We start from the raw sequence: 23,831 nt of genomic DNA, 5'->3' as shown, positions 1-23,831 counted from the left end.
CCGTCCCCACCGGCCGGTGGGGACGGGGCCCTCGTCGTGTGCGGGGCCGAGAGACGGTCAGCGCTGCGTGAAGTCGCTGTGCGCGCTGTCGGTCCACCAGGCGTACAGGGTCCCCAGCCCGGCCTGGCCGCCGTTCTGGATGGCCACGATGCCCTCGGCGGCGAGGTCGTCCTGCGTCCAGTACAGGATCGCGTTGTTGTCCCCGTCGACGAAGCAGCCGAGGCGGCCGGCGTCCACCCCGCCGATCGTGTACTCGTCGTAGCCCTGCCCGGTGGCGCAGTCCGGCTGGCCGGTGAAGGGGCTGACGCCCTCGCGGGTCATGTCCGCCAGGAAGACGGCGTCGACGGTCGCGGCGTCCTCGTACAGGTAGAACGACGACGCCCCGGGACCGGGCTGGGTCGCGGCGGCGCCGCAGTTGACCGCGGCGACGTCGCCGTCGCCGGCCGGGTCCGCGGTCTCGCAGGCCGCCGGGTCGAAGTCGCCCGGGAGGATCGCCAGCAGCTGGTCCTGGGCGTCGGCGTCGGTGGAGGTCCCGCCGCCGGTGCCGCCGCCGGAGGTGTTCCCGTCCGACGTGTCGCCGTCGGAGGTGTCGCCGTCGGAGGTGTCGCCGTCGGAGGTGTCGCCGTCCGGGGTGCTCCCGGTCGAGGTGCCGGTGTCGTCGGCCCGGACGTCGTCGCCGCTGAAGCCGCCGGCCAGCGCGATGACCCCGACCACGACCGCGATCAGCGCCACCGCGGCCCCCACGATCAGCAGCGGCAGCCTGTTCGAGCCCTTCCCCCCGCCCGAGGCCGACGAGCCGCCCTGCGGCGGGAACCCGGGCCCGGCCGGCGGCGGGAAGCCGGTGGGCGGGCCCGGGTTCGACGGGGGCCCGTAGCCGGTGGGCGGGCCGGGGTTCGACGGGGGCCCGTAGCCGGTGGGCGGGCCGGGGTCCGACGGCGGGGTGTACAGCGCCGCGGGCGCGCCCGGGTGCGACGGCGCCCCGTAGGAGCCGGCGGGGCCGGGGTTGGAGAAGCCCACGGTCTGCGGGTGGGCGAGCAGCGGGGCGACCGACGTCGGCGGCGCGGTCTCGGGCCGCACGGTCACGCCGGCGGAGCTCAGCGCCGCCCGCGCGGCCGCGGCGAACTCGCCGCAGGTGCCGTACCGCTCGTCGGGCTCCTTGGCCAGGCCCTTGAGGACGACGTCGTCCAGCCCGCGGGGCAGGCCCGGCCGCAGCGCGGACGGCGGCTGCGGGGTCGTGTTCAGGTGCGCGTACATGAGCGTGGCCAGGCCGTCGCCGGTGAACGGCCGCCGGCCGGTGAGGCACTCGAACAGCACGCACGCGAGCGCGTAGACGTCGACCCGCTTGTCGATCGGCTTCTCGAGGAACCGCTCGGGCGCCATGTAGTCGAAGGAGCCGAGTGCGGCGCCGGTCTGGGTCAGGGCGGGGCCCTGCGCGTCCGACGTCGACCGGGCGATGCCGAAGTCGACGAGGTAGACGAACTCGTCGTCACCGGTGCCGGTCAGCAGCACGTTGGAGGGCTTGACGTCGCGGTGCACCAGGCCGTCGGCGTGCGCGGCGTCGAGGGCCCGGGCGGTCTGGCTGACGACGCCGACCGCCCGCTCGGGGCTCATCGGACCCTCCTCGGCCAGCACCGCGGCGACGTCGCGGCCGGGCACCAGGCGCATGTCGAGGAACAGCCGGCCCTCGATCTCGCCGTAGCGGTGGATCGGGACGATGTGCGGCTCGTTCAGCCGCGCCGCCAGGTGCGCCTCGCGGCGGAAGCGCTCGCGGTAGCCGCGGTCCGCGGCCAGGTGCTCGGAGAGCACCTTCAGCGCGACCGTGCGGTCGTGCTCGGTGTCGAACGCGCGGTACACCTCTCCCATGCCGCCGCGGCCGAGCAGCGCCTCGATGCGGTAGGGGCCGAACTGTTGCAACTCCACCGGTGATCCTCCGTGTGCCGCAGCTCCGGGCGCTCGTCGGAGCCGGCGCCGGGTGCGGGTCGACGGCGGAGTCTAGGGACGGGCCCCCGGCCCGACCAGCGTCTCGGCCGCGGCTCGGTGGGCGGCGGGACGGGGCGGCCACCGGGCGGCGGACCGTGACCGGGCCGTGACCCGGCGGCGGAACTGGCGCGCGCGAACCAGTGGTCGGGACGGCGGGGTCTCCCTATCTTCCTCTCGCTCTCGGGCCCCCAGCGCCCGTCCCCACGAACGGAAGAAGCAGATGAGTCAGCCCCCCGGCCAGTACGGCGCGCCGAGTCAGTACGCGCAGCCCGGTCAGTACGGCGCGCCCGGTCAGTACGGCGCCCCCGGCGGCTACGGCGCGCCCGGCGGCTTCGGCCCGGGCGGCGGCCCCGGCTTCGGCCCCGGCGGCTACGGGCAGCCGCCGCAGAGGAAGAGCGTCCTGCCCTGGGTGATCACCGGGCTGGTCGTGGTGCTTGCCGGCGTCGGCGTGCTCCTGTTCTTCCTCCTCCGCGGCGACGACACCCCGGCCCCGGCGGCGCAGGAGTCCTCGACCTCGGCCGACGCCTCCGACGACGGCGGCGAGGACGGCGGCGACGAGGGTCCCGACACCGGGTCCGACACCGGCTCCGACACCGGCACCGGCTCGGGCATGGGCATGGACATGGGCGGCCCGGTCGGCGTTCCGCCGGGCGCCGGCACCCCGGGCAACGGTGGGGGCGGCAGCACCGGCACCCCCATGGGGAACGACACCGGCGGCGCCGACGCCGGCCAGATCCCCGGCTCCTCCGACCTCGCGCTCGCGTGGGTGCAGGCGGTCTACGACTTCGACTTCGCGACCGCCTACGGGCTGTCCTGCGCCGAGCTGCAGGCCGCGGCCCAGCAGGGCTCGGCCGGCACCGAGTACGGCCCCGAGGAGTACCTGACGCTGTACTTCTACAGCCAGGTCCTGGGCGGCCAGACCATCGCCGAGGGCGGCCTGGTCAGCATCGAGTACGACCCGGCCAACGCCGTCGACGTCGCGACCTTCGAGCTGACCCTCGGCGACGGCACCACCCAGAGCGTGCAGGTCTGGGTCGGCCAGGACCTCACGGTCTGCAACTTCGGCTGACGCACCCCTCCGACGGCCGGTCCCCGCAGCGCGCGGGGGCCGGCCGTCGGCGTCTCCACCGCCGGACTGCGGCACGATGGGCCGGTGTTCGCGGTGACCCGGCTGCGCGTGCCCGAGACCGAGGCGGCCCGCCTCGCCGACGCCGTCGACGGGCTGCTCGCGGCGCTGACCGCCCGGCCCGGCTGCCACGGCGGGGAGGCCGGCCGCTGCGCCGACGACCCGACGCTGTGGGCACTGGTCACCCGCTGGGACGGCGTGGGCGCCTACCGCCGCGCGCTGTCGGCCGCGGAGGTCAAGGTCGCCGGCGCGCCGGTGTGGGTGCACGCCCTCGACGAGCCCGGCGCCTACCTCCCCGTCGACGAGCCCGGCGCGCGCCCGGTCGCGCAGGCCCCGGGTGCGTAGCCTGCCCGCGAGAGCACACACCGGCCCGGGAGAGGCGCGATGAGCCAGCCGCCGCAGGACGAGGGGACGCCGCCCGAGCGCACCCGCGAGGTGCGCCTCCCACCGCCGCCCCCGCGTCCGCTGCCCGACGAGCCCACCGACCGGCTGCCCGGCACTCCCGAGCAACGCGACCCCACCCTGCGGATGGGCGCCCCCGGGCAGCAGCCCGGACCCCAGCAGCCCGGACCCCAGCAGCCCGGACCCCAGCAGCCCCCGTACGCCCCGCCCGGGTACGGGCAGCCTGCCCGCGGGCAGGCACCGTACGGGCAGGCCCCGTTCGGTCAGGCCCAGCCCGGCCTCGGTCAGCAACCCCCGTACGGGCAGCCGCCCGCCGCCGCGCCGGGGTACGGCCCGCCGGGGTACGGCCAGCCGGGGTACGGCCAGCCGGGATACGGCCCCCCGGGGTACGGACCGCCGGGCTACGGGCCGCCGCCCGGGTACGGGGCCCCGCCGCAGCCGCCGCGCCGGAACCGCGGTCCGCTGGTCGCCCTGCTCGCCACGCTCGCCGTCCTCCTGGTCGGCGGCGGCGTGCTCGCCGCGGTCCTCCTCTCCCGGGACGACGACGGCGGCGGCCCGGCCGCGACGGCGACGTCGGCCGGCACGTCGGCGTCCACCTCGTCGTCGCCCTCGTCCTCCTCGCCGGAGTCGTCCGGTGGGGGCGGCTTCGGCGGCGGCGCCGGCACCCCGACCGGAGGCGGAGGCGGGGGAGCGGGCGGGGACCTCAACGTCCCCGGCAGTCCGGACTTCGCCGCCTCGTGGGTGCAGTCGGTCGTCGACCGCGACGCGGCCGCGGCCTACGACGGCCTGTGCGCCGACGGACGGGGCCAGTTCCCCGACGGGCAGGCGGTGCTCGCCGACTTCGACGCCTTCCTCGGCGGCCGGATCACCGAGGGCTCGGCCACCGGCGCGGCGGCGGCCGGCGACGTCGACGAGGTCACCTTCGAGGTGACCCTCGACAGCGGGCGGCCGGCCACCTTCGTCGTCACCGTGGTGGACGAGGGCGGCCCGGCCGTCTGCGGGTACACCGAGCGCTGACCCGGCGTCGTCAGCCGCCGAAGAGGGTCTCCAGCTGGGCGCGGAAGGTCAGCACCGACAGCGTGCCGAACAGCAGGATCGCCCACACCAGGGCGCCCAGCCGCACGCCCCGCACGCGGATCGGCGCGGGCAGGAGCTTCCGGTTGACCAGGATCAGCAGGCCCGCGTAGACGAACATCATGAACCCGCCGACGACGGCGGAGATGACCAGCAGCACCAGGGGCTGGTCGAGGCCGGCCAGCAGCACGACGATGCCGATGGCGATCAGGCCCCACACCAGGCCCGCGTAGACCTTGCTCTCGTTGGCGTTCCGGGCGTACGAGGTCTTGATGACGTCGGCGGCGAGCCGGCTGGTGTAGTCGACGATCCCGAGGGCGGCGGCGAACAGCGCGAAGGCGCCGATCGCCCAGAAGAAGTACTGGAACCAGGTCCCGACCCGCTCGCCGAGCACCTGCCCCTCGATCTCGATGAAGCCGATGTCGTTGGCGACGTCGTCGCGGCCGAACACCGTCGCGTACGCCAGCAGGGAGGTGAACAGGATGGTGACGAAGGTGATCGCGACGAACGTGGCGAGCTGCTCGACGTTCGCGAAGCGCCACCAGCCGCGCCACCGGCGCAGGTTGTCGGGGGTCGGCTCGAACACGTACCCGGTGCTCGGCACCGCCTCCGGCTCGCCGGTCACCGGGCTGACCAGCCGGGGCACGTAGGCACCCATGCCGAAGCCCTTGTCGCGGATCCAGTTGGACTGCACCAGGTTCTGCCCGCCGCCGCCGCCGGCGAAGGCCAGCGCGCCGAGCAGCAGGGCGAAGCCCAGCTCCTCGACCGGGATGCGCGGCCGGGTGACGACCTGCGGCACGTCGGACCACGCGGCCGCGCCCACCGCCACGACCGCGGCCACGGCGAAGAGGACCAGCACCGCGGCGACCTTGAGCATCTGCGCCCGCTCGAGGGCGACGTACACGACGGGGGCGAGCGTGAGGACGAGCCCGATGGCGACCAGCATGCCGATCGCGATCCAGCGCGGATCCCCTCCGCCGAACAGGTAGGTGACCAGGGTCGCCGAGCTGGTCGACCACCCGGGCCACAGGTTGGCGAAGTAGGTGAGCACCGCGAAGAACAGGCCCCAGTGCCGCCAGAACCGGCTGAAACCGGTGAGCGCGGTCTCGCCGGTGGCCAGCGTGTACCGCTCGATCTCCATGTTGAGGAAGTACTGGGTGAGCAGCCCGAGCAGTGCCGCCCAGACGAAGACGAGCCCCACCTGGGAGGCGATGTAGGGGTAGAGGATGAACTCCCCGGAGGCCAGCCCGACGCCGGCGGCGATGATGCCCGGACCGATCAGCCGCAGCTGCCGGCGCGGCTCCTCGGGCATGGCCCGGACCTCGGGGCGTGGGTGGTGACGCGTGGGGAACGCGGCGGCGACATCCTCCACCGGCGTGCCCCCGACGGCTCCGGCGCGGTCTGACCTGGCCATCGGACCTCCTCCCGGGCGCGGCCGGGAACCGGCGGCGCCGCCTCGTCGCTGTGTGGCAGGTCACTCTGCCCGGGGACGGGCGGCGACGCCACGGTCCGTCCGGTCCGGGACGTCGTCCTCCGGTGGACCGTGCCCGTCCCGCGGAGGGGCGACGCGCCGCGGCCGACTACCGTGGGCAGGTCAACCGCCGACCGCCAGCCGGATGGAGCACCGAGCTCGTGAGCGCCAGCAACACCACGCACGACCCCGCCCGCCTCGACAAGGTGGTCAACCTCTGCAAGCGCCGGGGGTTCGTCTTCCCGTCGGGTGAGATCTACGGCGGCACCCGCTCGGCCTGGGACTACGGGCCGCTGGGCGTCGAGCTCAAGGAGAACATCAAGCGGCAGTGGTGGCGCACCGTCGTCCAGAGCCGGGACGACATCGTCGGCCTGGACTCCTCGGTGATCCTGCCGCGGCAGACCTGGGTCGCCTCCGGCCACGTCGGCGTCTTCACCGACCCGCTGACCGAGTGCCAGAACTGCCACAAGCGCTTCCGCGCCGACCACCTCGAGGAGGCCTTCGAGGCGAGGAAGGGGCGGCTCCCGGAGAACGGCCTCACCGAGGTCACCTGCCCCAACTGCGGCGTGACCGGACAGTGGACCGAGCCGCGCGACTTCAACATGATGCTCAAGACCTATCTCGGCCCGGTCGAGGACGAGTCGGGGCTGCACTACCTGCGCCCGGAGACCGCGCAGGGCATCTTCGTCAACTTCGCCAACGTCATGGGCGCGGCGCGGAAGAAGCCGCCGTTCGGCATCGGCCAGATCGGCAAGTCCTTCCGCAACGAGATCACCCCGGGCAACTTCATCTTCCGCACCCGCGAGTTCGAGCAGATGGAGATGGAGTTCTTCGTCGAGCCGGGCAGCGACGAGGAGTGGCACCAGTACTGGATCGACGAGCGCACCCGCTGGTACACCGACCTGGGCATCTCCCCGGACAACCTGCGGCACTTCGAGCACCCGAAGGAGAAGCTCTCCCACTACTCGAAGCGCACCGTCGACATCGAGTACCGCTTCGGCTTCCAGGGCTCGGAGTGGGGCGAGCTCGAGGGCATCGCCAACCGCACCGACTTCGACCTGTCCACCCACACCGAGCACTCGGGCGTGGACCTGTCCTACTTCGACCAGGCCACCAACACCCGCTGGACGCCGTACGTCATCGAGCCGGCGGCCGGGCTCACCCGCTCGCTGATGGCCTTCCTGGTCGAGGCCTACACCGAGGACGAGGCGCCCAACGCCAAGGGCGGCGTCGACACCCGCACGGTGCTGCGGCTGGACCCGCGGCTGGCGCCGGTCAAGGCCGCCGTCCTGCCGCTGTCGCGCAACGCCGACCTCTCGCCCAAGGCGCGCGATCTCGCGGCCGCGCTGCGCCGGAACTGGAACGTCGACTTCGACGACGCCGGCGCGATCGGCCGCCGCTACCGCCGGCAGGACGAGATCGGGACCCCGTTCTGCCTCACCGTCGACTTCGACACCCTCACCGACGACGCGGTGACCGTGCGCGAGCGGGACTCGATGAGCCAGGAGCGCATCGGCCTGGACCAGGTGGAGTCCTACCTGGCCGCCCGCCTCCCCGGCTGCTGACCGGGCACCTCCGCGGACGTGCCCGGCGCACCTCCGCGGAGGTGCACGACGGGTGCGGCCGGGTGCACCACCGGGCCGCCGTCCTCGAGCAGGTCGAGGGCGGCGGCCCGCACCGTCTCCGGGGACACCTCCGCGATGAGGGAGCGGTCGTGGGCGCAGCGCGCCCGGCTCTGGTCCAGGCCGCAGGCCGGGCACGCGGTGCGGGTGGAGACGGCCACCCGGTGCCGCCGCCGGGTCAGCGGGCCGGCGTTGAGCAGGTCGTGCTCGAGGAAGACGCCGACCGTCGCCGTCCCGACCGCCTCGGCGAGGTGCCGCGGCCCCGAGTCGTTGCCGGCCAGCAGCCGGCAGCGGGCCAGCACCCCGGCCAGCGCGGACAGCGACAGCCGGCCGACCTGGTCGAGCAGCGGCGCCGCCGTCGCCGCGCGGATCGCGTCGGCGGCGCGCCGGTCGTCGCCGTCGGAGCCCACCGGCACCACGGTCGCCCCCTCGGCGGCCAGCGCGCCGGCGACCTCGGCGAAGCGCTCCGCGGGCCACCGCCGCCGCGCGGTCAGCGCGGCGGCAGACGGCCGGGGCACGCGCGTCCTCCTGGGCTCGGCGGGGGGCCTCCCTCTGCCCAGGCCGGCGCCGGTCCGTGCGGGGGCGCCTCCCGCGGGTGACCCCGGCCACCGGCCGCGGCCACCTACCCTGGACCGCGTGACGAGCACCCTGGCGCCGGCGGTCGCCCCGCTGCGGCTGGGGCCGCTCACCGTGGACCCCGCCGTGGTGCTCGCGCCGATGGCCGGCATCACCAACCCCGCGTTCCGCACGCTGTGCCGCGAGTTCGGGGCCGGCCTCTACGTCTGCGAGATGATCACCACGCGGGCGCTGGTGGAGCGCAACGAGAAGACGCTGCGGATGATCCGGGCCACCCCCGAGGAGGCCGCCGCGGGCTTCTCCGTGCAGCTCTACGGCGTGGACCCGGCCACCGTCGGGCGCGCGGTGGAGATGCTCGTCGACGAGGAGGTCGCCGGCACCCGCCCGGCGCACGTCGACCTGAACTTCGGCTGCCCGGTGCCGAAGGTGACCCGCAAGGGCGGCGGCTCGGCGCTGCCGTGGCGGCGGGTGCTCTTCCGCGACATCGTGCGGGCCGCCGTCCGCGCCGCCCGCGACGTGCCGGTGACGGTCAAGACCCGCATCGGCATCGACGCCGACCACGTCACCTACCTCGACGCCGGCCGGATCGCGCAGGACGAGGGCGCGGCCGCGATCACCCTGCACGGGCGCACCGCCGACCAGCTCTACAGCGGCACCGCCGACTGGGGCCCGATCGCCCGGCTGGTGGAGACCGTCGACATCCCGGTGCTCGGCAACGGCGACGTCTGGGAGGCCGACGACGCGCTGCGCCTGGTGCGCGAGACGGGGTGCGCCGGCGTCGTCATCGGCCGCGGCTGCCTGGGCCGGCCCTGGCTGTTCGGGGACCTCGCCGCCGCCTTCGCCGGGGAGTCCCGCCGGGCGCTGCCGACCCTGCGCGAGGTGGCCGCGGTGATGGTCCGGCACGCGCGGCTGCTGTCGGAGGGGCAGGGCGAGCTGCACGGCTGCACCGACTTCCGCAAGCACGTGGCCTGGTACCTCAAGGGGTTCTCGGTGGGCTCCGACGTCCGCCGCGCCCTGGCGATGGTCAGCTCGCTGGACGAGCTGGCCGGCCTGCTCGACCGCATCCCCGACCAGCCCTACCCCACGGCCGTCCTCGGCGGCCCGCGCGGGCGCACGAGCAGCCCCCGGCCGGTGGCGCTGCCCGAGGGCTGGCTCGACGACCGCGACGACCCGCGCCCGCCGGCCGGCGCGGAGCTGGAGACGAGCGGCGGATGAGCGGCCCGTACCTGTACGACGAGGGCCCCGAGGCGCTGCACACCGGCACCCCGCGGCGCCGCAACGGGCTGCTGCTGGGGATCTTCGGCGGCACGGTGGCGCTCGCCGTCGCCATGGTCGTGGCCCTGCCGCTGGTGAAGGGCTCGGCGGAGGAGCAGGCCCGCGAGGCGGTCGGCGTCTTCCTGGCCGCGCTCGAGGCCGGCGACACCGAGACCGCCGGCGACCTGCTGTGCCAGGCCGAGCGCGACCGCGGCGAGGTCGGTGACGTCCTCGCCGGGTACGAGCACCCCGGCGACGCCGAGGTGGTCGGCGTCGCGGAGGGCCGGCTCGGGGACCAGGACAGCCAGGAGGTCCGGGTCCGCTGGGACGACGGCGCGGAGGCCACGCTGGCCGTGGTCCTCGAGGACGGCCCGCGCGTCTGCGGCACCTCCGGCTGACCGCGCCGGCGCCGCGAGCGGATCCCTTCTCGGAGTGCCACCGGGCTGTCACCATGTGCGCCGCCCGGCTGGAGGTCCACCGGGCCAGCCCGAGAGGAACCGCGTTGACGCAGCCGCCCCACCCGCCCGTCGCCCCCGCCGCGCCGTACGCCCCGCCCGGGCCGTACGCGCACGCTGCGCCCTTCGCGCCCGCCGGTGTCGCGCCGGCCGCCGCACCCGTCCCGCAGCCGGCCGCGCCCACGCAGGTGGCCTTCCCCGGCCAGGTCCAGCTGCCACCGCAGCCGCAGTTCGCCCCCACCCCGCAGCAGGCCGCGCAGGTGCAGCGCGGCGCGCCGGCCAGCGGCTTCCCGCGCTACGTCCCGCCGCCGCCGTCGCCGGTCAACCGCACCGGCCTGTACGTCGGCATCCTCGTCGTGGTGCTGACGCTGCTGTTCGCGGTCCTCGGCTTCACGCTCGTCGCCTGATCCCCCCGGCCGGCCCGGCCCGCTGTCCCGCCGGGCCGGCCGTCCGCTGCGGAAGCGCGCCCACCTCCGTGTCCCCGGACGGCTGACGGGCTGGCGTGTCCACCGTCCGGTGGGTCACGATCGCTGCCTGGCTCCGGGTGGACGTATGAGACGTCTACCCCCGACCGGGGACCCGGAGCCGCGCTCGCCGGAGCGGCCGACGGGGACCCCGCGACGCCGCACCGGCGGACGGGCGGCCGGCGGGACGAGCGCGGAGGTGCACGGTGGGCAGCGTCACGAGCACGACCACCTGGGTCTACGACTTCAGCGAGGGCAACAAGGACCAGAAGGACCTCCTCGGCGGCAAGGGCGCGAACCTCGCCGAGATGACCAACCTCGGGCTGCCCGTGCCGCCCGGCTTCACGATCACCACCGACGCCTGCCGCCACTACCTCGAGCACGGCAGCACCCCGCCCGACCTCGCCGGCCAGGTGACCGAGCACCTGACGGCGCTGGAGAAGGCGATGGGCAAGACCCTCGGCGACCCCGCGGACCCGCTGCTGGTCTCGGTCCGGTCCGGGGCCGCGGCCTCGATGCCCGGGATGATGGAGACCGTCCTCAACGTCGGCCTCAACGACGAGTCGGTGCAGGGGCTGGCCGCGCAGTCCGGCAGCGAGCGCTTCGCCTGGGACTCCTACCGCCGGCTGATCCAGATGTTCGGCAAGACGGTGCTCGGCATCGACGGCGAGGCGTTCGAGCACGCCCTCGACGAGGCCAAGCGCGAGCAGGGCACCGACCTGGACCTCGACCTCGACGCCGAGCACCTGCGCGACGTCGTCGGCCGGTTCAAGGCCATCGTCCGCGAGCACACCGGCCGGGACTTCCCGCAGGACCCGCGCGAGCAGATGGACCTGGCGATCAACGCCGTCTTCGACTCGTGGAACAGCCCGCGCGCCATCCTCTACCGCCGCCGCGAGCGCATCCCCGGCGACGCGGGCACGGCGGTCAACGTCTGCTCGATGGTGTTCGGCAACCTCGGCGCCGACTCCGGCACCGGCGTCGCGTTCACCCGCGACCCGGGCAGCGGCGAGCAGGGCGTGTACGGCGACTACCTGCAGAACGCGCAGGGCGAGGACGTCGTCGCCGGCATCCGGAACACCGTGCCGCTCACCGAGCTCGAGCGGATCGACCGCGGCGCCTACGACGAGCTCCTGCGGATCATGAGCACCCTCGAGTCGCACTACCGCGACCTGTGCGACATCGAGTTCACCGTCGAGCGCGGCAAGCTGTGGATGCTGCAGACCCGCGTGGGCAAGCGGACGGCGGCCGCGGCCTTCCGCATCGCCACCCAGCTGGTCGACGAGGGCCTCATCGACACGGACGAGGCGGTCCGCCGGGTGACCGGCGACCAGCTCGCCCAGCTGATGTTCCCGCGGTTCGTCTCCGGCGGGGACGCCACCCGGCTGACCCAGGGCATGAACGCCTCGCCGGGTGCCGCGGTGGGGAAGGCGGTGTTCTCCTCCGAGACCGCCGTCCAGTGGGCCGACCGGGGTGAGAAGGTGGTCCTCGTCCGCCGCGAGACCAACCCCGACGACCTCGCCGGGATGATCGCCGCCGAGGGAGTGCTGACCAGCCGCGGCGGCAAGACCTCGCACGCCGCCGTCGTCGCCCGCGGGATGGGCAAGACCTGCGTGTGCGGCGCCGAGGAGCTGCAGGTCGACACGACGAACCGGCGGTTCACCGCGCCCGGCGGCGTCACCGTCGAGGAGGGCGACGTCATCTCCATCGACGGCTCCACCGGCCGGGTGTGGCTCGGGGAGGTGCCGGTCGAGGACTCCGCCGTCGTGCGGTACTTCGAGGGCGAGATCGGCCCGGACTCGCCCGAGGCCGACGACCTCGTGCGCAGCGTGCACCGGATCCTGACCCACGCCGACGAGGTGCGGCGGCTGGACGTCCGCACCAACGCCGACACCCCCGAGGACTCCGCCCGCGCCCGCCGCTTCGGCGCCCGCGGCATCGGCCTGTGCCGGACCGAGCACATGTTCCTCGGCGACCGCCGGCAGCTGGTGGAGAAGCTGATCCTCGCCGAGACCGACGAGGACAAGCAGGCGGCCCTGGACGCGCTGGCGCCGCTGCAGAAGCAGGACTTCGTCGAGATCTTCGAGGCGATGGACGGGCTGCCGGTGACCGTGCGGCTGCTCGACCCGCCGCTGCACGAGTTCCTGCCCGACCTCACCGACCTGTCGGTGCGCGTCGCCGTCGCCGAGGCGCAGGGGCACCCCGACGAGGCGAACCTGCGGCTGCTGGCCGCCGTCCGCCGGCTGCACGAGCAGAACCCGATGCTGGGGCTGCGCGGCGTCCGGCTGGGCCTGGTCGTGCCCGGGCTGTTCGCCATGCAGGTGCGGGCCATCGCCGAGGCCGCGTGCGAGCGCCGGTCGGCCGGCGGCGACCCGCGGCCGGAGATCATGATCCCGCTGGTCGGCGCGGTGCAGGAGCTCGAGGCGATCCGCGAGGAGTCCGAGCAGGTGCTCGCGGCGGTGTTCGAGGAGTGCGGCGTCGAACTCGACGTCCTCATCGGCACGATGATCGAGGTGCCCCGCGCGGCGCTGACCGCGGAGGAGATCGCCCGGTCGGCGGAGTTCTTCTCCTTCGGCACCAACGACCTCACCCAGATGACCTGGGGCTTCTCCCGCGACGACGTCGAGGCGGCGTTCTTCCACGCCTACCTGGACAAGGGCATCTTCGGCGTCTCCCCGTTCGAGTCGCTGGACCGGCCGGGTGTCGGCCGGCTGGTGGAGGTCGGCGTGCAGGGCGGCCGGGCGGCGCGGCCGGACCTCAAGCTCGGCGTCTGCGGCGAGCACGGCGGCGACCCCGACTCGGTGCACTTCTTCCACGAGGTGGGCCTGGACTACGTGTCCTGCTCGCCGTTCCGGGTGCCGGTCGCCCGGCTGGAGGCCGGCCGGGCGGCGCTCGGCGGGGAGCGCGCCGGGTCCTGACGGCCGCGCGGCACGCCCGTCACACCAACCACACCCGGCGCACGGCCCGTGTCATCCTCGACCGGTGACGCGGGCCGGGGCACTGGTGACACGGGTGTTCGGCGCCGTCGTGCTCGCCGCCCTGCTGCTGGTCGCCTCGACCGCGGCCGCCATCTGGTGGACCGCGCGGCACGACGCGCGGCCGGCCTCGGACGCGATCGTCGTGCTCGGCTCGGCGCAGTACAACGGCGTCCCGTCGTCGATCTTCGAGGCCCGGCTCGAGCACGCGCTGTCGCTGTGGGAGGACGGCGTCGCGCCGGTGGTCGTCACCGTCGGCGGCAAGGCGGCCGGCGACCAGTTCACCGAGGCCGAGGCCGGGCGCGACTACCTGATGAGCGCCGGCGTCCCCGGGGAGTCGCTGCTCGCGGTCCCCGAGGGCGTGGACACGCTGGAGAGCATGCGGGCGGTCGGGACCGCGTTCGGCGAGCGCGGGTGGACCAGCGCCGTCCTGGTCACCGACCCCTGGCACGCCATGCGCGCCGAGCGGATGGCCGAGGACGCCGGCATCAGCGCCGAGAGCTCGCCCACCCGGCAGGGCCCGGCCGTGCAGACCCGCAACACCCAGTTCCGGTACATCCTCCGGGAGACCGCCGCGTACCTGCTGTACCGCGTGACCGGGGAGAGCGTCGCCGGCGCGCCCGGCATCGGCTGAGGAGGGCGCGTGCTGGAGCTGGGGAGGGCGGGGGAGCACGGGGCGGCCAGGCGCGAGGTGCCTGTCCTGCGGGACGGGGAGCCGGTCGGCCGCCTGCGCTCCACCGACTCCTGGCGGGAGGCGTCGGTCGCCGTCGTCGGGGACCGCGAGTGGGTGCTCGGACGGCGGAAGGGCGGCGTGCTGGCGGGGCGGTGGGCGACCGAGCCCGAGGACGCCGCCCGGTTCACCGCGCGGCAGGTGTCGGCGTGGCGGGGCACCTGGCGGGTCGAGGTCGACGGCACCGCGGTCGACGTCGTCCCGGCGTCCTGGTGGAAGGGCACCTACCGGTTCACGGCGGGGGAGCGGGCGGTGGCCGAGAGCGGCTCCACCGGCGGCTGGTCACCCCGCCCGACGCTGACCGCGGACGACGACCTGCCGCTCGACGTCCAGGTCCTCCTGCTGTGGCTGGTCCTGGTGCTGCAGCGGCGCACCCACGGCACGGCGGTCGCCGTCGCCGCCGGCGGCGCCGCGGCCGCGGGCGGCAGCTGAGCCCACGGCGGACGAGGGCCGCCCCTGGCCGTCCTCGCGACGGGGGATGATCGGTGCGGGACGCGCACGGGCGTCCCGGCAGCAGCACGACGGAGGAGGCCCATGGCCGGCCGGGGACGCATCCGGGCAGCGGACATCGCGCTGGTGCGCGAGCGCAGCCGGATCGACGAGGTGGTCGGCGAGCACCTGCAGCTCAAGCGCGCCGGGGGCGGCAGCCTCAAGGGCCTGTGCCCGTTCCACGACGAGAAGTCGCCGTCGTTCCACGTCACGCCCTCGCGGAACCTCTACCACTGCTTCGGCTGCGGGGCCGGGGGTGACGTCATCAGCTTCGTCCAGCAGATCGACCACCTGAGCTTCACCGAGGCGGTCGAGCGGCTGGCCGCCCGCGCGAACATCGACCTGACCTACGAGGACGACGGCGGCCGGCCCACCGGGGCGCCGGACCGGGCGCAGGCCGGGCAGCGCGCGCGGCTGGTCGCCGCGAACACCGAGGCGGCGGCCTTCTACGCCGAGCAGCTGCGCAGCCCCGAGGCCGCGCCCGCGCGCCAGTTCCTCGCCGACCGCGCCTTCGACCGGCAGGTCGCCGTCGACTTCGGCTGCGGGTACGCCCCCGGCGGGTGGGACGCGCTGACCCGGCACCTGCGCGCGAGGGGCTACAGCCAGCAGGAGCTGGTGACCGCGGGCCTGGCCAAGGAGTCCTCGCGCGGCACGCTCATCGACCGGTTCCACCGCCGGCTGGTGTGGCCGATCCGCGACATCACCGGCGACGTCATCGGCTTCGGCGCCCGCAAGCTCATGGACGACGACCCGGGCCCCAAGTACCTCAACACCCCAGAGACGCCGCTGTACAAGAAGAGCAGCGTCCTCTACGGCATCGAGCGGGCCAAGCGGGACATCGCGAAGAAGCACCAGGCCGTCGTCGTCGAGGGCTACACCGACGTCATGGCCTGCCACCTGGCCGGGGTGACGACGGCGGTCGCGTCCTGCGGCACCGCGTTCGGCGCCGAGCACATCGGCGTGCTGCGCCGGCTGCTCATGGACCAGGACGAGTTCCGCGGGGAGGTCGTCTACACCTTCGACGGTGACGCCGCGGGCCAGGCGGCCGCGCTCAAGACGTTCAAGGAGGACCAGCGCTTCGTCGCGCAGACCTTCGTGGCCGTCGAGCCCGACGGGCGCGACCCCTGCGAGCTGCGCCAGGCGCACGGCGACGCCGCCGTCCGGGACCTCGTGGCGCGACGGACGCCGCTGATCGAGTTCGTCCTGCGGACCACGCTCGCCGAGTACGACCTGGACACCGTCGAGGGGCGGGTCGCCGCGCTGGACCGGACGGCGCCGCTGATCGCCCAGGTCAAGGACCACGCGCTGCGCCCGGCCTACGCCCGCCGGCTGGCCGGGCTGATCGGCGACACCGACGAGGGCGAGGTGCTCGAGCGGGTGCGCCGGATCACCGGCGGGGAGGTGGCGTCCTCGCGGTCGCGGCCGCGGGTCCCCAAGCGCACCCCGGACGACGCCGCGCTGGCGGTCGAGCGGGAGGCGGTCAAGGCCGCGCTGCAGGTGCCCGAGATCGCCGGGCCCTCCTTCGACGCCGTCCCGCCCGAGGCCTACACCGACCCGGACTACGCCGCCGTCGCCGCGGCCGTGGCACAGGCCGGGGGAGCGGCGGCCGCGCGGGTCACCGGGCCGGAGTGGCTGGACCTGGTGGCCGCGCACTGCGAGCGCGAGAGCGCCCGCGCCCAGCTCACCGCGCTGGCGGTGGAGCCGCTGCGGTCGGTGGGGGAGGGTGACGCCGGCTACGTCTCGGCGGTGCTGGCCCGGCTGCAGGAGATGGCCATCGTCCGGCAGGTCACCGCGCTCAAGGCCAGGCTGCAGCGTATGAACCCGGTCGAGGAGGGCGACGCGTACATGCGCGCCTTCTCGAAGCTCATGGCGCTGGAGCAGGAGGCCATCTCGCTGCGGCAGCGGGCGATCGGCGGGCTCACGTGAGGCTCGCGTCGGCCCTGCGCCGCCGGCTCACCCGCCCGCCGGAGCCGGTGCGCGCCGTCGTGCAGGCGTCGGCCGACCCCGAGGAGCGGGTGCTGGCCTGGGGCACGCTGGTCCGGGGGCAGGGCTGGTTGGTGGCCACCAGCCGCGGGCTGCGCGTCGTCCCCGCGGACCTCCCGCTGGACGCGGCCGGCGACGTGGGGGTGCTGCGCTGGCACGAGGTCGGCTCGGCGCGCTGGGCGGCCACCAACGACGGCGGCGGCAGCTTCACCGTCAGCGCGCTGAGCGAGGTGGAGCCCGGCGTCCAGGCGCGCGAGCCCGCGCAGCGGCACGCGCTCAGCGACGCCGGCGACCTGCCGGCCGTGGTGCGCCGCCGGGTGGACCAGACGGTGGTCGCCAGCCGCCGCTCGCCGCTGCCGAACGGCGGCGGGGTGGTGCTCGTGGCGCGCCGGGTGCCGGGTCAGGCGGCGCGGGAGTGGACCGTCGTGTTCGACGACGACGCCGACCGCAGCGACCCGGAGGCGCGCGAGGTGGCCCGCCGCAAGCTCGAGGAGGCGCTGGCCGCGGAGCAGCCGGGCTGAGGTCGGCTGCTCGTGGCCGGGGCTCAGCCGACCGGCGGCGGGTCGACCGGCAGCGCGGTCAGGTCGGGGGACTCGGTGGCCGTGGTGGGCGGCGTCGTCGTGGTGCCGGTGCTGCGCGGGGCCGCGCCGTTGGAGCCGGTGTCGCGGCCCATCTTGGCCTTCACGGAGCTGACGACGTCATCAGCGCGGGCCTGCGCCATCCCGGCCAGGCCCTGCAGCTGCGGGTTGTCCTTGGCGTCGGACCACAGCCCGCGGATCTGCTCGTAGCGCTCGCGGCCGGCCCGAGCGCCGAGCACGTATCCGGCGCCGAAGCCGAGGAGGAAGGAGAACTTGGCCACGGGGACCTCCGGGGTCGCGGGGCGGACTGGCTTCGTGATCACGCTACGGCGCGACGCGATCGTCCGCGATCCGGAGGGCCTGCGCAGGGCGCCGGAGGGCGTGGGGTACATTCGTGACGCGCGCGGGTCGCACCCGCCCGTCCCCCGTAGCTCAATTGGCAGAGCATGCGACTGTTAATCGCAGGGTTATTGGTTCGAGTCCAATCGGGGGAGCAACACCGCAGGTCAGCGGCTTGGTAGGCGACCCGAGCCCCGGCCGACGACCAACAAACGACCAACAAACGCACGGGCTGCCGCACGCGCGCCGGCCCCTCGCAGGTCTCCCTCCGGCCGTCGTCGGCCAGCAGCCGGCGCCAGCCGGCGCCCGTGAGCCGCTCCCTCCCGCTGCGCCCGCCCACCTCAGGGCGTCCCCGGGTCCGGGCATCGGCCGGCGCCCGAAACCGCCCCACCCCGCCGGTGATCCGATACGGTCCCGTTTCCACTCGGCGATCGGGGGATCAGCACGTGACCTGGCCGGCACCCACTCCGGGCCCCGATCCGGCTTCCCCGGCCGGCGGTCCGCCACCGTTCGCACCCCGCACCCCACCCGTCCGCGGCCCGCGCCGGTGGCTGCCCTGGGGCGTCGCGGTCGTCGCGCTGCTCGCCGGCGTCGGCATCGGTGCGGCCAGTCGCAGTGACGAAACCGCGACGGCATCCGCGGCGGCCGAGGTACGGGAGCTCCGGGACCGCCTGGATGCATCGGAGGAGCGCGTCGCGGCGGCCGAGGACCGCGCAGACGCGGCGGAGGCCGCCGCCAGCGAGGCGGCAGCCAGTGCCGCAGCCAGCGCGTCAGCGGCACCGGAGACCACGGCCGCGCCGACGCCCGAGCCCGCGCCGACGCCGCAGCCCACGCCGGCTCCGGAGCCGCCCTCGCCCGCACCGCAGCCCGCGCCGGCTCCCGCGCCCGCCGCACCCGGCACCCCCTCGAAGGGAGACGGCACCGCTACAAGGCCAGGGCCACGGGGTCGGAAGCGCCCACACTGCCCCGAAGGCCTCCCGTCGGCGCCGCCACGGCGCTTTTGCGTCACCCAAGGGGCCAGGACCGCGGGACCGCCGGATGCCACCGGACCTGGGATTTCACCGACCCGTCGACCCTTTCATCGGCCGTACCGTCTTCGACGAACGTAATCGAGGGCACGGCGCGGCATCCTCGCGGCGGGCACTTGGAGCGGCACGGAGGGCCGCGGTGGGCTTGACCGCCGACGTCCGGCTAAGAGATCGTTTCAACATGAGCTCGGCGGGCTTCCTTGAGCGCCAGCCAGTCCCGCCGACGGTGTAGTGGGTGCTCGAGGAGCTCGTCCCTGATGGGCTATGGGAGCGGTCGCGACGCTGCTCCGCTTCGAAGGCAGCGCCGACCTCCACCGAGGGCTCCTTCAGCCGGCCTGCACGCTGATCTACTTCTGCCGCCTTGAGACCATTCTGAAATGAACTCCAAGGAGGCCTCAACCTGGTCGAGGAAGCCGGCGCTGTGACGTGCCGAGTCTGATCGAGGCTCACCCTCAACCCGCCGTGCATGACGGACACCCGCAACAGCGAACTGTGGCTTTGCTCGTCCGGACGACTTGAACCACCACATTAGAGCGGGTGACGGAAATCGAACCCGCACAGTCAGCTTGGAAGGCTGTGCATCGTCGACGCGGATGCCGACCCTAAGAATGCCAAAGGTCGGTCATGTGACTCCTCAAGATTGAGCGTCGCTGTCAATGTGAGTACCGCCAAAGTCTGCTTGGCGCGGTCCACCGAGGGCGCCGGAGACGCCCTCGGTGGTGTGATTCTGTCCGGTGACAGTCTCGCAGGGGACCGAGGCGGATCGTTCAGCGTCGGCGACACCGCGAGCCGACGCTGCTGCAGGAAGCTGGCGTCCAGCTTGAGTACCCGTACCCACGGAATATCGCCTGGACCGGACATTGAATGAAGGCGAACGGCGCATCCATGGGTATGCATGGGCCGTCAATTCCAATCATGCAGCACCCTGCCGGTATAACGAAGTCCCTCTCGACGGTCGTCCTCTTGTCTACACGCCGTCGCGCTGTACCCGCAGGAGACTCTACCGCGACGACGAATCCGGGAAGGCGATGGCGTGCCACTTCAGTCTCCATTCCACGATCTGCTGCATGACCAGCAACTATAGGGCGCGCTAGCGCCGCATCGGATCGTTCGCGATGCCTGCCAGTGTTACTGGCACTTCTCCGTGGCGCACTGCTGATAGCGCCGGATCCACCATGCTTGGCAGGGAATCATCAACAACGGGCCCAACGCCGTACAGGCGAACCACTTGTGCAGGAAAAGTGCGGAGCACTCGATACAGTCCCAGTCCACTCCACTGTCGGGAGGCGCGGGATCCGGCTCCGGGTCCACGGGCGGGTGGTGTCCTTGGCACAGTCCCAGCTCCTGAAGATCAGGCGGGCAATAGTTGATGTTCGAAGGCTGCGAGCCGCCCACCCCAGTCCGGCCAGCCATTTCCAGTACCGCTGCACCTAATCCCGAAGCATCCGTTCCCGCACCCCGGACCGATTGACTACCGATACGTGGGCTCGGTAGGCCAGGCCAATCCGCTAGCGTCGCCGGAAGTATCTCGCCGGACGCCCGGTATCGGCTCCCGTAGTTGCGCACCCCAGAAGGACCAAGAGTAGCGGTGGCCGTGAATCCCGGAATCATGATTCTCACCTCATCAACAGTTGAACCTTCTTAGGTGTGAGAAGCCGGTCCTGGTGCCGCAGTGCCGCAAGAATTTGTCACCGCCGGCGCCCATGGCCGGTGGGGTGAGTCTAAAGGGATGGCGCAACTGGTAGTCCTGGCATCACCACGAGGAGCCAAAACAGATACCGCCCCGATGCCAGTTGCCAAATACGTCATCGCGCCAATCCTGACAGAACATGACTACCCGTAGGAACGGGTGTCCGTATGCCACGGTCCCGCGGCCCTGTGGGCAGCGACGAGTGCGTCCGGGGCGAGCGAGACCTCACCGTGTGACCTCTCCGCTGTGGGTCCGTGAGTCCCGTAGACCCGTCCGTTTCAGCGAGGCTGCTCCGGTGAAACCAGGTGATCGCTTGCTAGATTCGGCATGCTGGGCGTCCTCCAGTGACGGCGTGTCCTATCGCTCACGGCGGCTACCCGTACGCCGCACGGTGGCGCTCACGTTGGTCACCGTTCGTAGTACGGCTGCATCTTGCTGATCAGGAACGGGAACTCTCCGGAGACGTCGACCCGCACGAAGAACTTTTCGGATACGTCAGTTCGCCGGTGGGTGAAGGAGAAGATGACGTCGACGATCACTTGCGCGCCGCTGAGTCGTGAAGGTCGGACCTCCACCGCCGTCATGCCCTTTCCCTGACGGTTAGCTTCAGCGGCCTGGGCGTAGACGGCTGGATAGCGGACTGCGAGGTAGTTCAATGCCCGGTGTTCGTCCGTTGCTCCAGCATTGTCGGCCATCTGCATGATGCGGTCGAACAATTCCCTGGCGGAGTCCCGAAAACTCGCTTCATCCGCCTCGCTGTCACCTACATCTTGGGGAACGGGTATTGCTTGGATGAGATCATCGCGCTCGAATGAGTAAACCTGATCAAACGCGACCATCGGCACGATCAGACCGTTACAGGTCTCTGGTGATGCCAGCGGGCCGCGGACACCAATCACCACGTCGAGGTCCACGCCGCTGGTGTTGCGGTCGAGAGACTCCACAAGCAGGTCCAGGTCCGCCGGATCGCGCGGGATAAGCAGGTAAGTTGGCAGCCTCTCGACGCTGAACACCCAGCACAGCTGGCGCACTAGGTAGCGGTTGCTGCGCTCGGAGAGGACCGCATTCAAAGTTTGGCGGTCGCTCAGTCCGTGGGTGTCGCGGCGTCCGGCGACCTGGGCGAACTCTCGCTCCAGCGAGAGGCTCGGGAACCGCGGCTCAATTTCCCCGATGGCGTAGACAAACGAGAGTCCGGCTTCACCGGTCTGGCCGTCATTCCGGTCTTCAGTTGGGTTGGGGAGATTTGGTCCGCGACTCTCCGATGCACGCGTCGGCGCAGTTGTTACCTCCTGGACCGTTTCAGCATAATTACTCGATCCTTCGACGTTGCTTACCATCACATACCCCTCGCCAGTCTAGGGACAGCGATCGGATCGACACTATTGACCTCGGCTCGACAACCTCCCGTACAGGACTACTCGGCGATTGAGCGCGGTTGCGCGCCGCTGGCATCCCCCACACGGGCGAATACCGACGGCTGAGGTCAGATGTTTGACTGCGTCGCCCAGACCTATCTCCTCCTCTAAGAGAAAACCTGGCAGGCGGACACGGTGAGGCCGTCGCGGTTTCCCACTTGGCTCGTCGTATTCGTTCGGCATGATGAGCCTTCCCTCGCTACGTCAGCGACACGGCCTTCAGCTCCATGAGGGCTGTCTGTGCGTCCAGAGACGGTGGAACAACTGAGCGCAACGTTCGTCGTCTCCCTAGATCCGCCAAAGCCGCCTTGACGATTCCGGCAGGGGTATGTGGTGAGATGGAGCGAATCAACGCGGCGGCGCCAGCCACGAATGCAGTTGAGGCACTTGTGCCTCCGCCTTGGGTATACCCCATTCCTGGCGCGAGGCTGACAACCGCCTCCCCTAAGGCCGCCAGCCCCCTTGTTCCCAGGTTATGGCCGAGGTTGGCCTCAATCAGTGGCCGGCCGCGTCTATCGTGTGCGGACACTGGGATCACCCATGGATGGCGCGTTATGGCACTGCTGGCGAGCGTTCCCTGATTGCCTGCGGCAGCCACGACCATGCAGCCACGCACAGCGGCGTAGTCTATTGCGGCATCTATCCGGCGTACGGACCGCGTCGATGGATGTACAATGGTCACGCTAAGATTCAGTACATGTGCTCCAGCATCGACGCATTCCACGATGCCATCTGCGAGTTCGTCCACATGGGCAGACGGATTAGCGGGTAATCCGAGTGCAGGCTCGTGCAGGACAGGACGAACCAGCAGGGTGCAGCTTGGGCAGAGGGCCGGAGCGGGCGATCCTCTGCGCGCCGAGAGGATTCCGGCAACGAAGGTGCCGTGCACCGTCCAAGCGCGTTCGCTCGATCGGCTGGGTTGCGCCCGGTGTAGCTGGATGCTTGTGTCTTCAAAATCGGGATGCTCTGCGACCGGCCCATCCAGGAGCCCGACTACCACGGCGGGCTGGCCGGAGCTCATCCGCATGACGGCAGGTAATCCCATGTCGCCCAGTCCAGGAGACAAGAGCATGGCGCCCCGATTCGGTCTTCACTGGTGGCCTGAATCAGGCACTGGCGAAAGACGTGGACGGCGTCTGCGCTCGCGCCGCCATTAATACAATAGTCGCTGTCAGGCGCCCGCTGAGCCGCTTCGACCATTCGGACTCAGCTGGCAGGCTGCCGTCAACAATTGGAGACCGGTGCGCCGTGGCTGTCAAGTGCCTTCGCCCCGGTCGGTGGCCGGTGGTTGGCCTCGAGCCGAGACTGCGACCCGGTTTCTTCGGCGTCCGTCAAGCTGGCGAGGAGTTCAGAGGAGCGTGCGCCCTAGCCACGCCCTCAGGTGGTCAGTCGGCCAGCGAGCCGGCACTCCACTGTCAATCGCGGTCGATCATCCTCTCAAGCCGACGCCGGCTTGGTCGACAGGACCACATCAGCGGACACGCCGGCGACTGCCGGCGGGCCGGGTCGTCGGTTCCGAATCGCGGCAGGTACGACTGGTAGTGGTCAAGGGGCGCCCGCGCCGGGAGGTATTTCGCAGGTAGGTCCCAACCTCCCGTCCTTACGGCAGCGTCACCGCGACGCTTCTGCAAGGACGGGGTCAATGGCCATCCGCGAGATGATCTATGATGAAGCCCGCAGCTCGGACGTGACCGCGCCCGTGTCTCAACACCGCGCGGGTAGCAGACGCTGCATCACCACGCCGGGCCTCGCCGCCTCCACCTCGGGCGACCAGCTGCTCCTCGGTCCCTCCCGGGCCGGCAGAGCCAGCAACCCTCCGCCCAGTTTGGCCCCGCGACCTCGGGCGCACGACATATCGACCGACCCAGCCCACCGGGTCATCGACGTAGCCGCACAAGGCGGCGACTCCTTCTCTCTAGTGCAACGCGGCCACCGCGGCGGCGTTCGGAGTGAGTCCCCTTCGCGGCTGTGCGGTGGCCGACCTCGGCCCTGATCAGCCCATGCGCCGCGATGATCTGCAACCGCAGGATTAGCGGTCTAGCCGGTGTCGCGACTCCTTATTCTATGGATTGGTCCCCAAGTTCCAAGCGAGCATCAATGTACGTTGATTGGTTGGATTCTGCGGTCTGCAATCAGGTCAGCACTTGTATCCGTAGCAATAACCATCCTCGCAAAACCCA

Annotated in this window: 18 protein-coding genes and 1 tRNA gene; 13 read left to right on the top strand and 6 right to left on the bottom strand. The window is 72.5% G+C overall.

Annotated elements, in window-relative coordinates:
• Nucleotides 1-57: 57 nt before the first annotated feature.
• Nucleotides 58-1,920, bottom strand: coding sequence for a serine/threonine-protein kinase (locus ACI8AB_RS17995; RefSeq protein ID WP_456951237.1), 1,863 nt, complete (start codon nt 1,918-1,920; stop codon nt 58-60).
• A gap of 280 nt (nt 1,921-2,200) precedes the next feature.
• Here ACI8AB_RS17995 and ACI8AB_RS17990 point away from each other — a divergent pair, with 280 nt between their 5' ends.
• From ACI8AB_RS17990 to ACI8AB_RS17980, 3 genes are all read left to right on the top strand, one after another.
• The gene (locus ACI8AB_RS17990) at nt 2,201-3,049 is read left to right on the top strand and encodes a hypothetical protein (RefSeq protein ID WP_456951236.1); all 849 of its coding nucleotides are present in this window, start codon (nt 2,201-2,203) and stop codon (nt 3,047-3,049) included.
• Nucleotides 3,050-3,133: 84 nt separating this feature from the next.
• Nucleotides 3,134-3,451: an antibiotic biosynthesis monooxygenase family protein gene (locus ACI8AB_RS17985; RefSeq protein ID WP_387985245.1), complete on the top strand. Its 318-nt coding sequence runs from the start codon at nt 3,134-3,136 to the stop codon at nt 3,449-3,451.
• A gap of 39 nt (nt 3,452-3,490) precedes the next feature.
• Nucleotides 3,491-4,525 (top strand): hypothetical protein, encoded by a 1,035-nt coding sequence (locus tag ACI8AB_RS17980; protein ID WP_456951235.1) that lies wholly within the window; start codon nt 3,491-3,493, stop codon nt 4,523-4,525.
• A gap of 10 nt (nt 4,526-4,535) precedes the next feature.
• On the opposite strand, the gene ACI8AB_RS17975 is transcribed toward ACI8AB_RS17980, so the two are convergent.
• Entirely contained in the window at nt 4,536-5,894 is a 1,359-nt protein-coding gene (locus ACI8AB_RS17975) for an Nramp family divalent metal transporter (RefSeq protein ID WP_456951234.1), read from the bottom strand.
• Nucleotides 5,895-6,214: 320 nt separating this feature from the next.
• Between ACI8AB_RS17975 and ACI8AB_RS17970 the strand changes: the two genes are divergently transcribed.
• A complete protein-coding gene (locus ACI8AB_RS17970; protein ID WP_456951233.1) occupies nt 6,215-7,618 on the top strand; it encodes a glycine--tRNA ligase in 1,404 nt (467 codons plus the stop codon).
• On the opposite strand, the gene ACI8AB_RS17965 is transcribed toward ACI8AB_RS17970, so the two are convergent.
• Nucleotides 7,588-8,193, bottom strand: coding sequence for a glycosyltransferase family 9 protein (locus tag ACI8AB_RS17965; RefSeq protein ID WP_456951232.1), 606 nt, complete (start codon nt 8,191-8,193; stop codon nt 7,588-7,590). The genes ACI8AB_RS17970 and ACI8AB_RS17965 overlap by 31 nt on opposite strands.
• 118 nt (nt 8,194-8,311) lie before the next feature.
• Here ACI8AB_RS17965 and dusB point away from each other — a divergent pair, with 118 nt between their 5' ends.
• The 8 genes from dusB (at nt 8,312) to ACI8AB_RS17925 (ending at nt 17,122) form a co-directional block, all read left to right on the top strand.
• Nucleotides 8,312-9,466, top strand: coding sequence for a tRNA dihydrouridine synthase DusB (dusB, locus tag ACI8AB_RS17960; RefSeq protein WP_387985233.1), 1,155 nt, complete (start codon nt 8,312-8,314; stop codon nt 9,464-9,466).
• Nucleotides 9,463-9,903, top strand: a complete 441-nt coding sequence (locus ACI8AB_RS17955; RefSeq protein ID WP_456951231.1) for a hypothetical protein — start codon at nt 9,463-9,465, stop codon at nt 9,901-9,903. Before dusB ends, ACI8AB_RS17955 begins: the two co-directional genes overlap by 4 nt.
• Before the next feature lie 104 nt (nt 9,904-10,007).
• Entirely contained in the window at nt 10,008-10,367 is a 360-nt protein-coding gene (locus tag ACI8AB_RS17950) for a hypothetical protein (protein WP_387985228.1), read from the top strand.
• 263 nt (nt 10,368-10,630) lie between these two features.
• Nucleotides 10,631-13,342, top strand: coding sequence for a pyruvate, phosphate dikinase (ppdK, locus tag ACI8AB_RS17945; RefSeq protein ID WP_456951230.1), 2,712 nt, complete (start codon nt 10,631-10,633; stop codon nt 13,340-13,342).
• Nucleotides 13,343-13,406: 64 nt separating this feature from the next.
• Nucleotides 13,407-14,033 carry a YdcF family protein gene (locus ACI8AB_RS17940; RefSeq protein ID WP_387985222.1) on the top strand — a complete coding sequence of 209 codons (627 nt, stop codon included), beginning with the start codon at nt 13,407-13,409 and terminating at the stop codon, nt 14,031-14,033.
• 9 nt (nt 14,034-14,042) lie between these two features.
• Nucleotides 14,043-14,561, top strand: a complete 519-nt coding sequence (locus ACI8AB_RS17935) for a hypothetical protein (RefSeq protein ID WP_456951229.1) — start codon at nt 14,043-14,045, stop codon at nt 14,559-14,561.
• A 102-nt stretch (nt 14,562-14,663) separates the two neighbouring features.
• Nucleotides 14,664-16,544 (top strand): DNA primase, encoded by a 1,881-nt coding sequence (gene dnaG, locus ACI8AB_RS17930; protein WP_456951228.1) that lies wholly within the window; start codon nt 14,664-14,666, stop codon nt 16,542-16,544.
• Complete coding sequence (locus ACI8AB_RS17925) at nt 16,541-17,122, top strand: hypothetical protein (RefSeq protein WP_456951227.1); 582 nt, start codon at nt 16,541-16,543, stop codon at nt 17,120-17,122. The genes dnaG and ACI8AB_RS17925 overlap by 4 nt, the downstream gene beginning before the upstream one ends.
• 23 nt (nt 17,123-17,145) lie before the next feature.
• Here the strand turns inward: ACI8AB_RS17925 and ACI8AB_RS17920 are convergent, their stop codons facing one another.
• Nucleotides 17,146-17,460: a hypothetical protein gene (locus tag ACI8AB_RS17920; protein ID WP_456951226.1), complete on the bottom strand. Its 315-nt coding sequence runs from the start codon at nt 17,458-17,460 to the stop codon at nt 17,146-17,148.
• 140 nt (nt 17,461-17,600) lie between these two features.
• Between ACI8AB_RS17920 and ACI8AB_RS17915 the strand changes: the two genes are divergently transcribed.
• Nucleotides 17,601-17,673: transfer RNA gene (locus tag ACI8AB_RS17915), tRNA-Asn, on the top strand.
• Nucleotides 17,674-20,643: 2,970 nt separating this feature from the next.
• Here ACI8AB_RS17915 and ACI8AB_RS17910 read toward each other — a convergent pair.
• On the bottom strand, nt 20,644-21,573 hold the full coding sequence (locus tag ACI8AB_RS17910; RefSeq protein ID WP_456951225.1) for a cyanobactin maturation protease PatG family protein: 930 nt from the start codon (nt 21,571-21,573) through the stop codon (nt 20,644-20,646).
• A gap of 277 nt (nt 21,574-21,850) precedes the next feature.
• Nucleotides 21,851-22,672 (bottom strand): S8 family peptidase, encoded by an 822-nt coding sequence (locus tag ACI8AB_RS17905; protein WP_456951224.1) that lies wholly within the window; start codon nt 22,670-22,672, stop codon nt 21,851-21,853.
• Nucleotides 22,673-23,831 lie beyond the last annotated feature (1,159 nt).

This window comes from Geodermatophilus sp. SYSU D00698, assembly GCF_054050335.1.
Note: the sequence above shows the minus strand (reverse complement) of the source record. Positions and strands in the feature narration are given on the sequence as shown.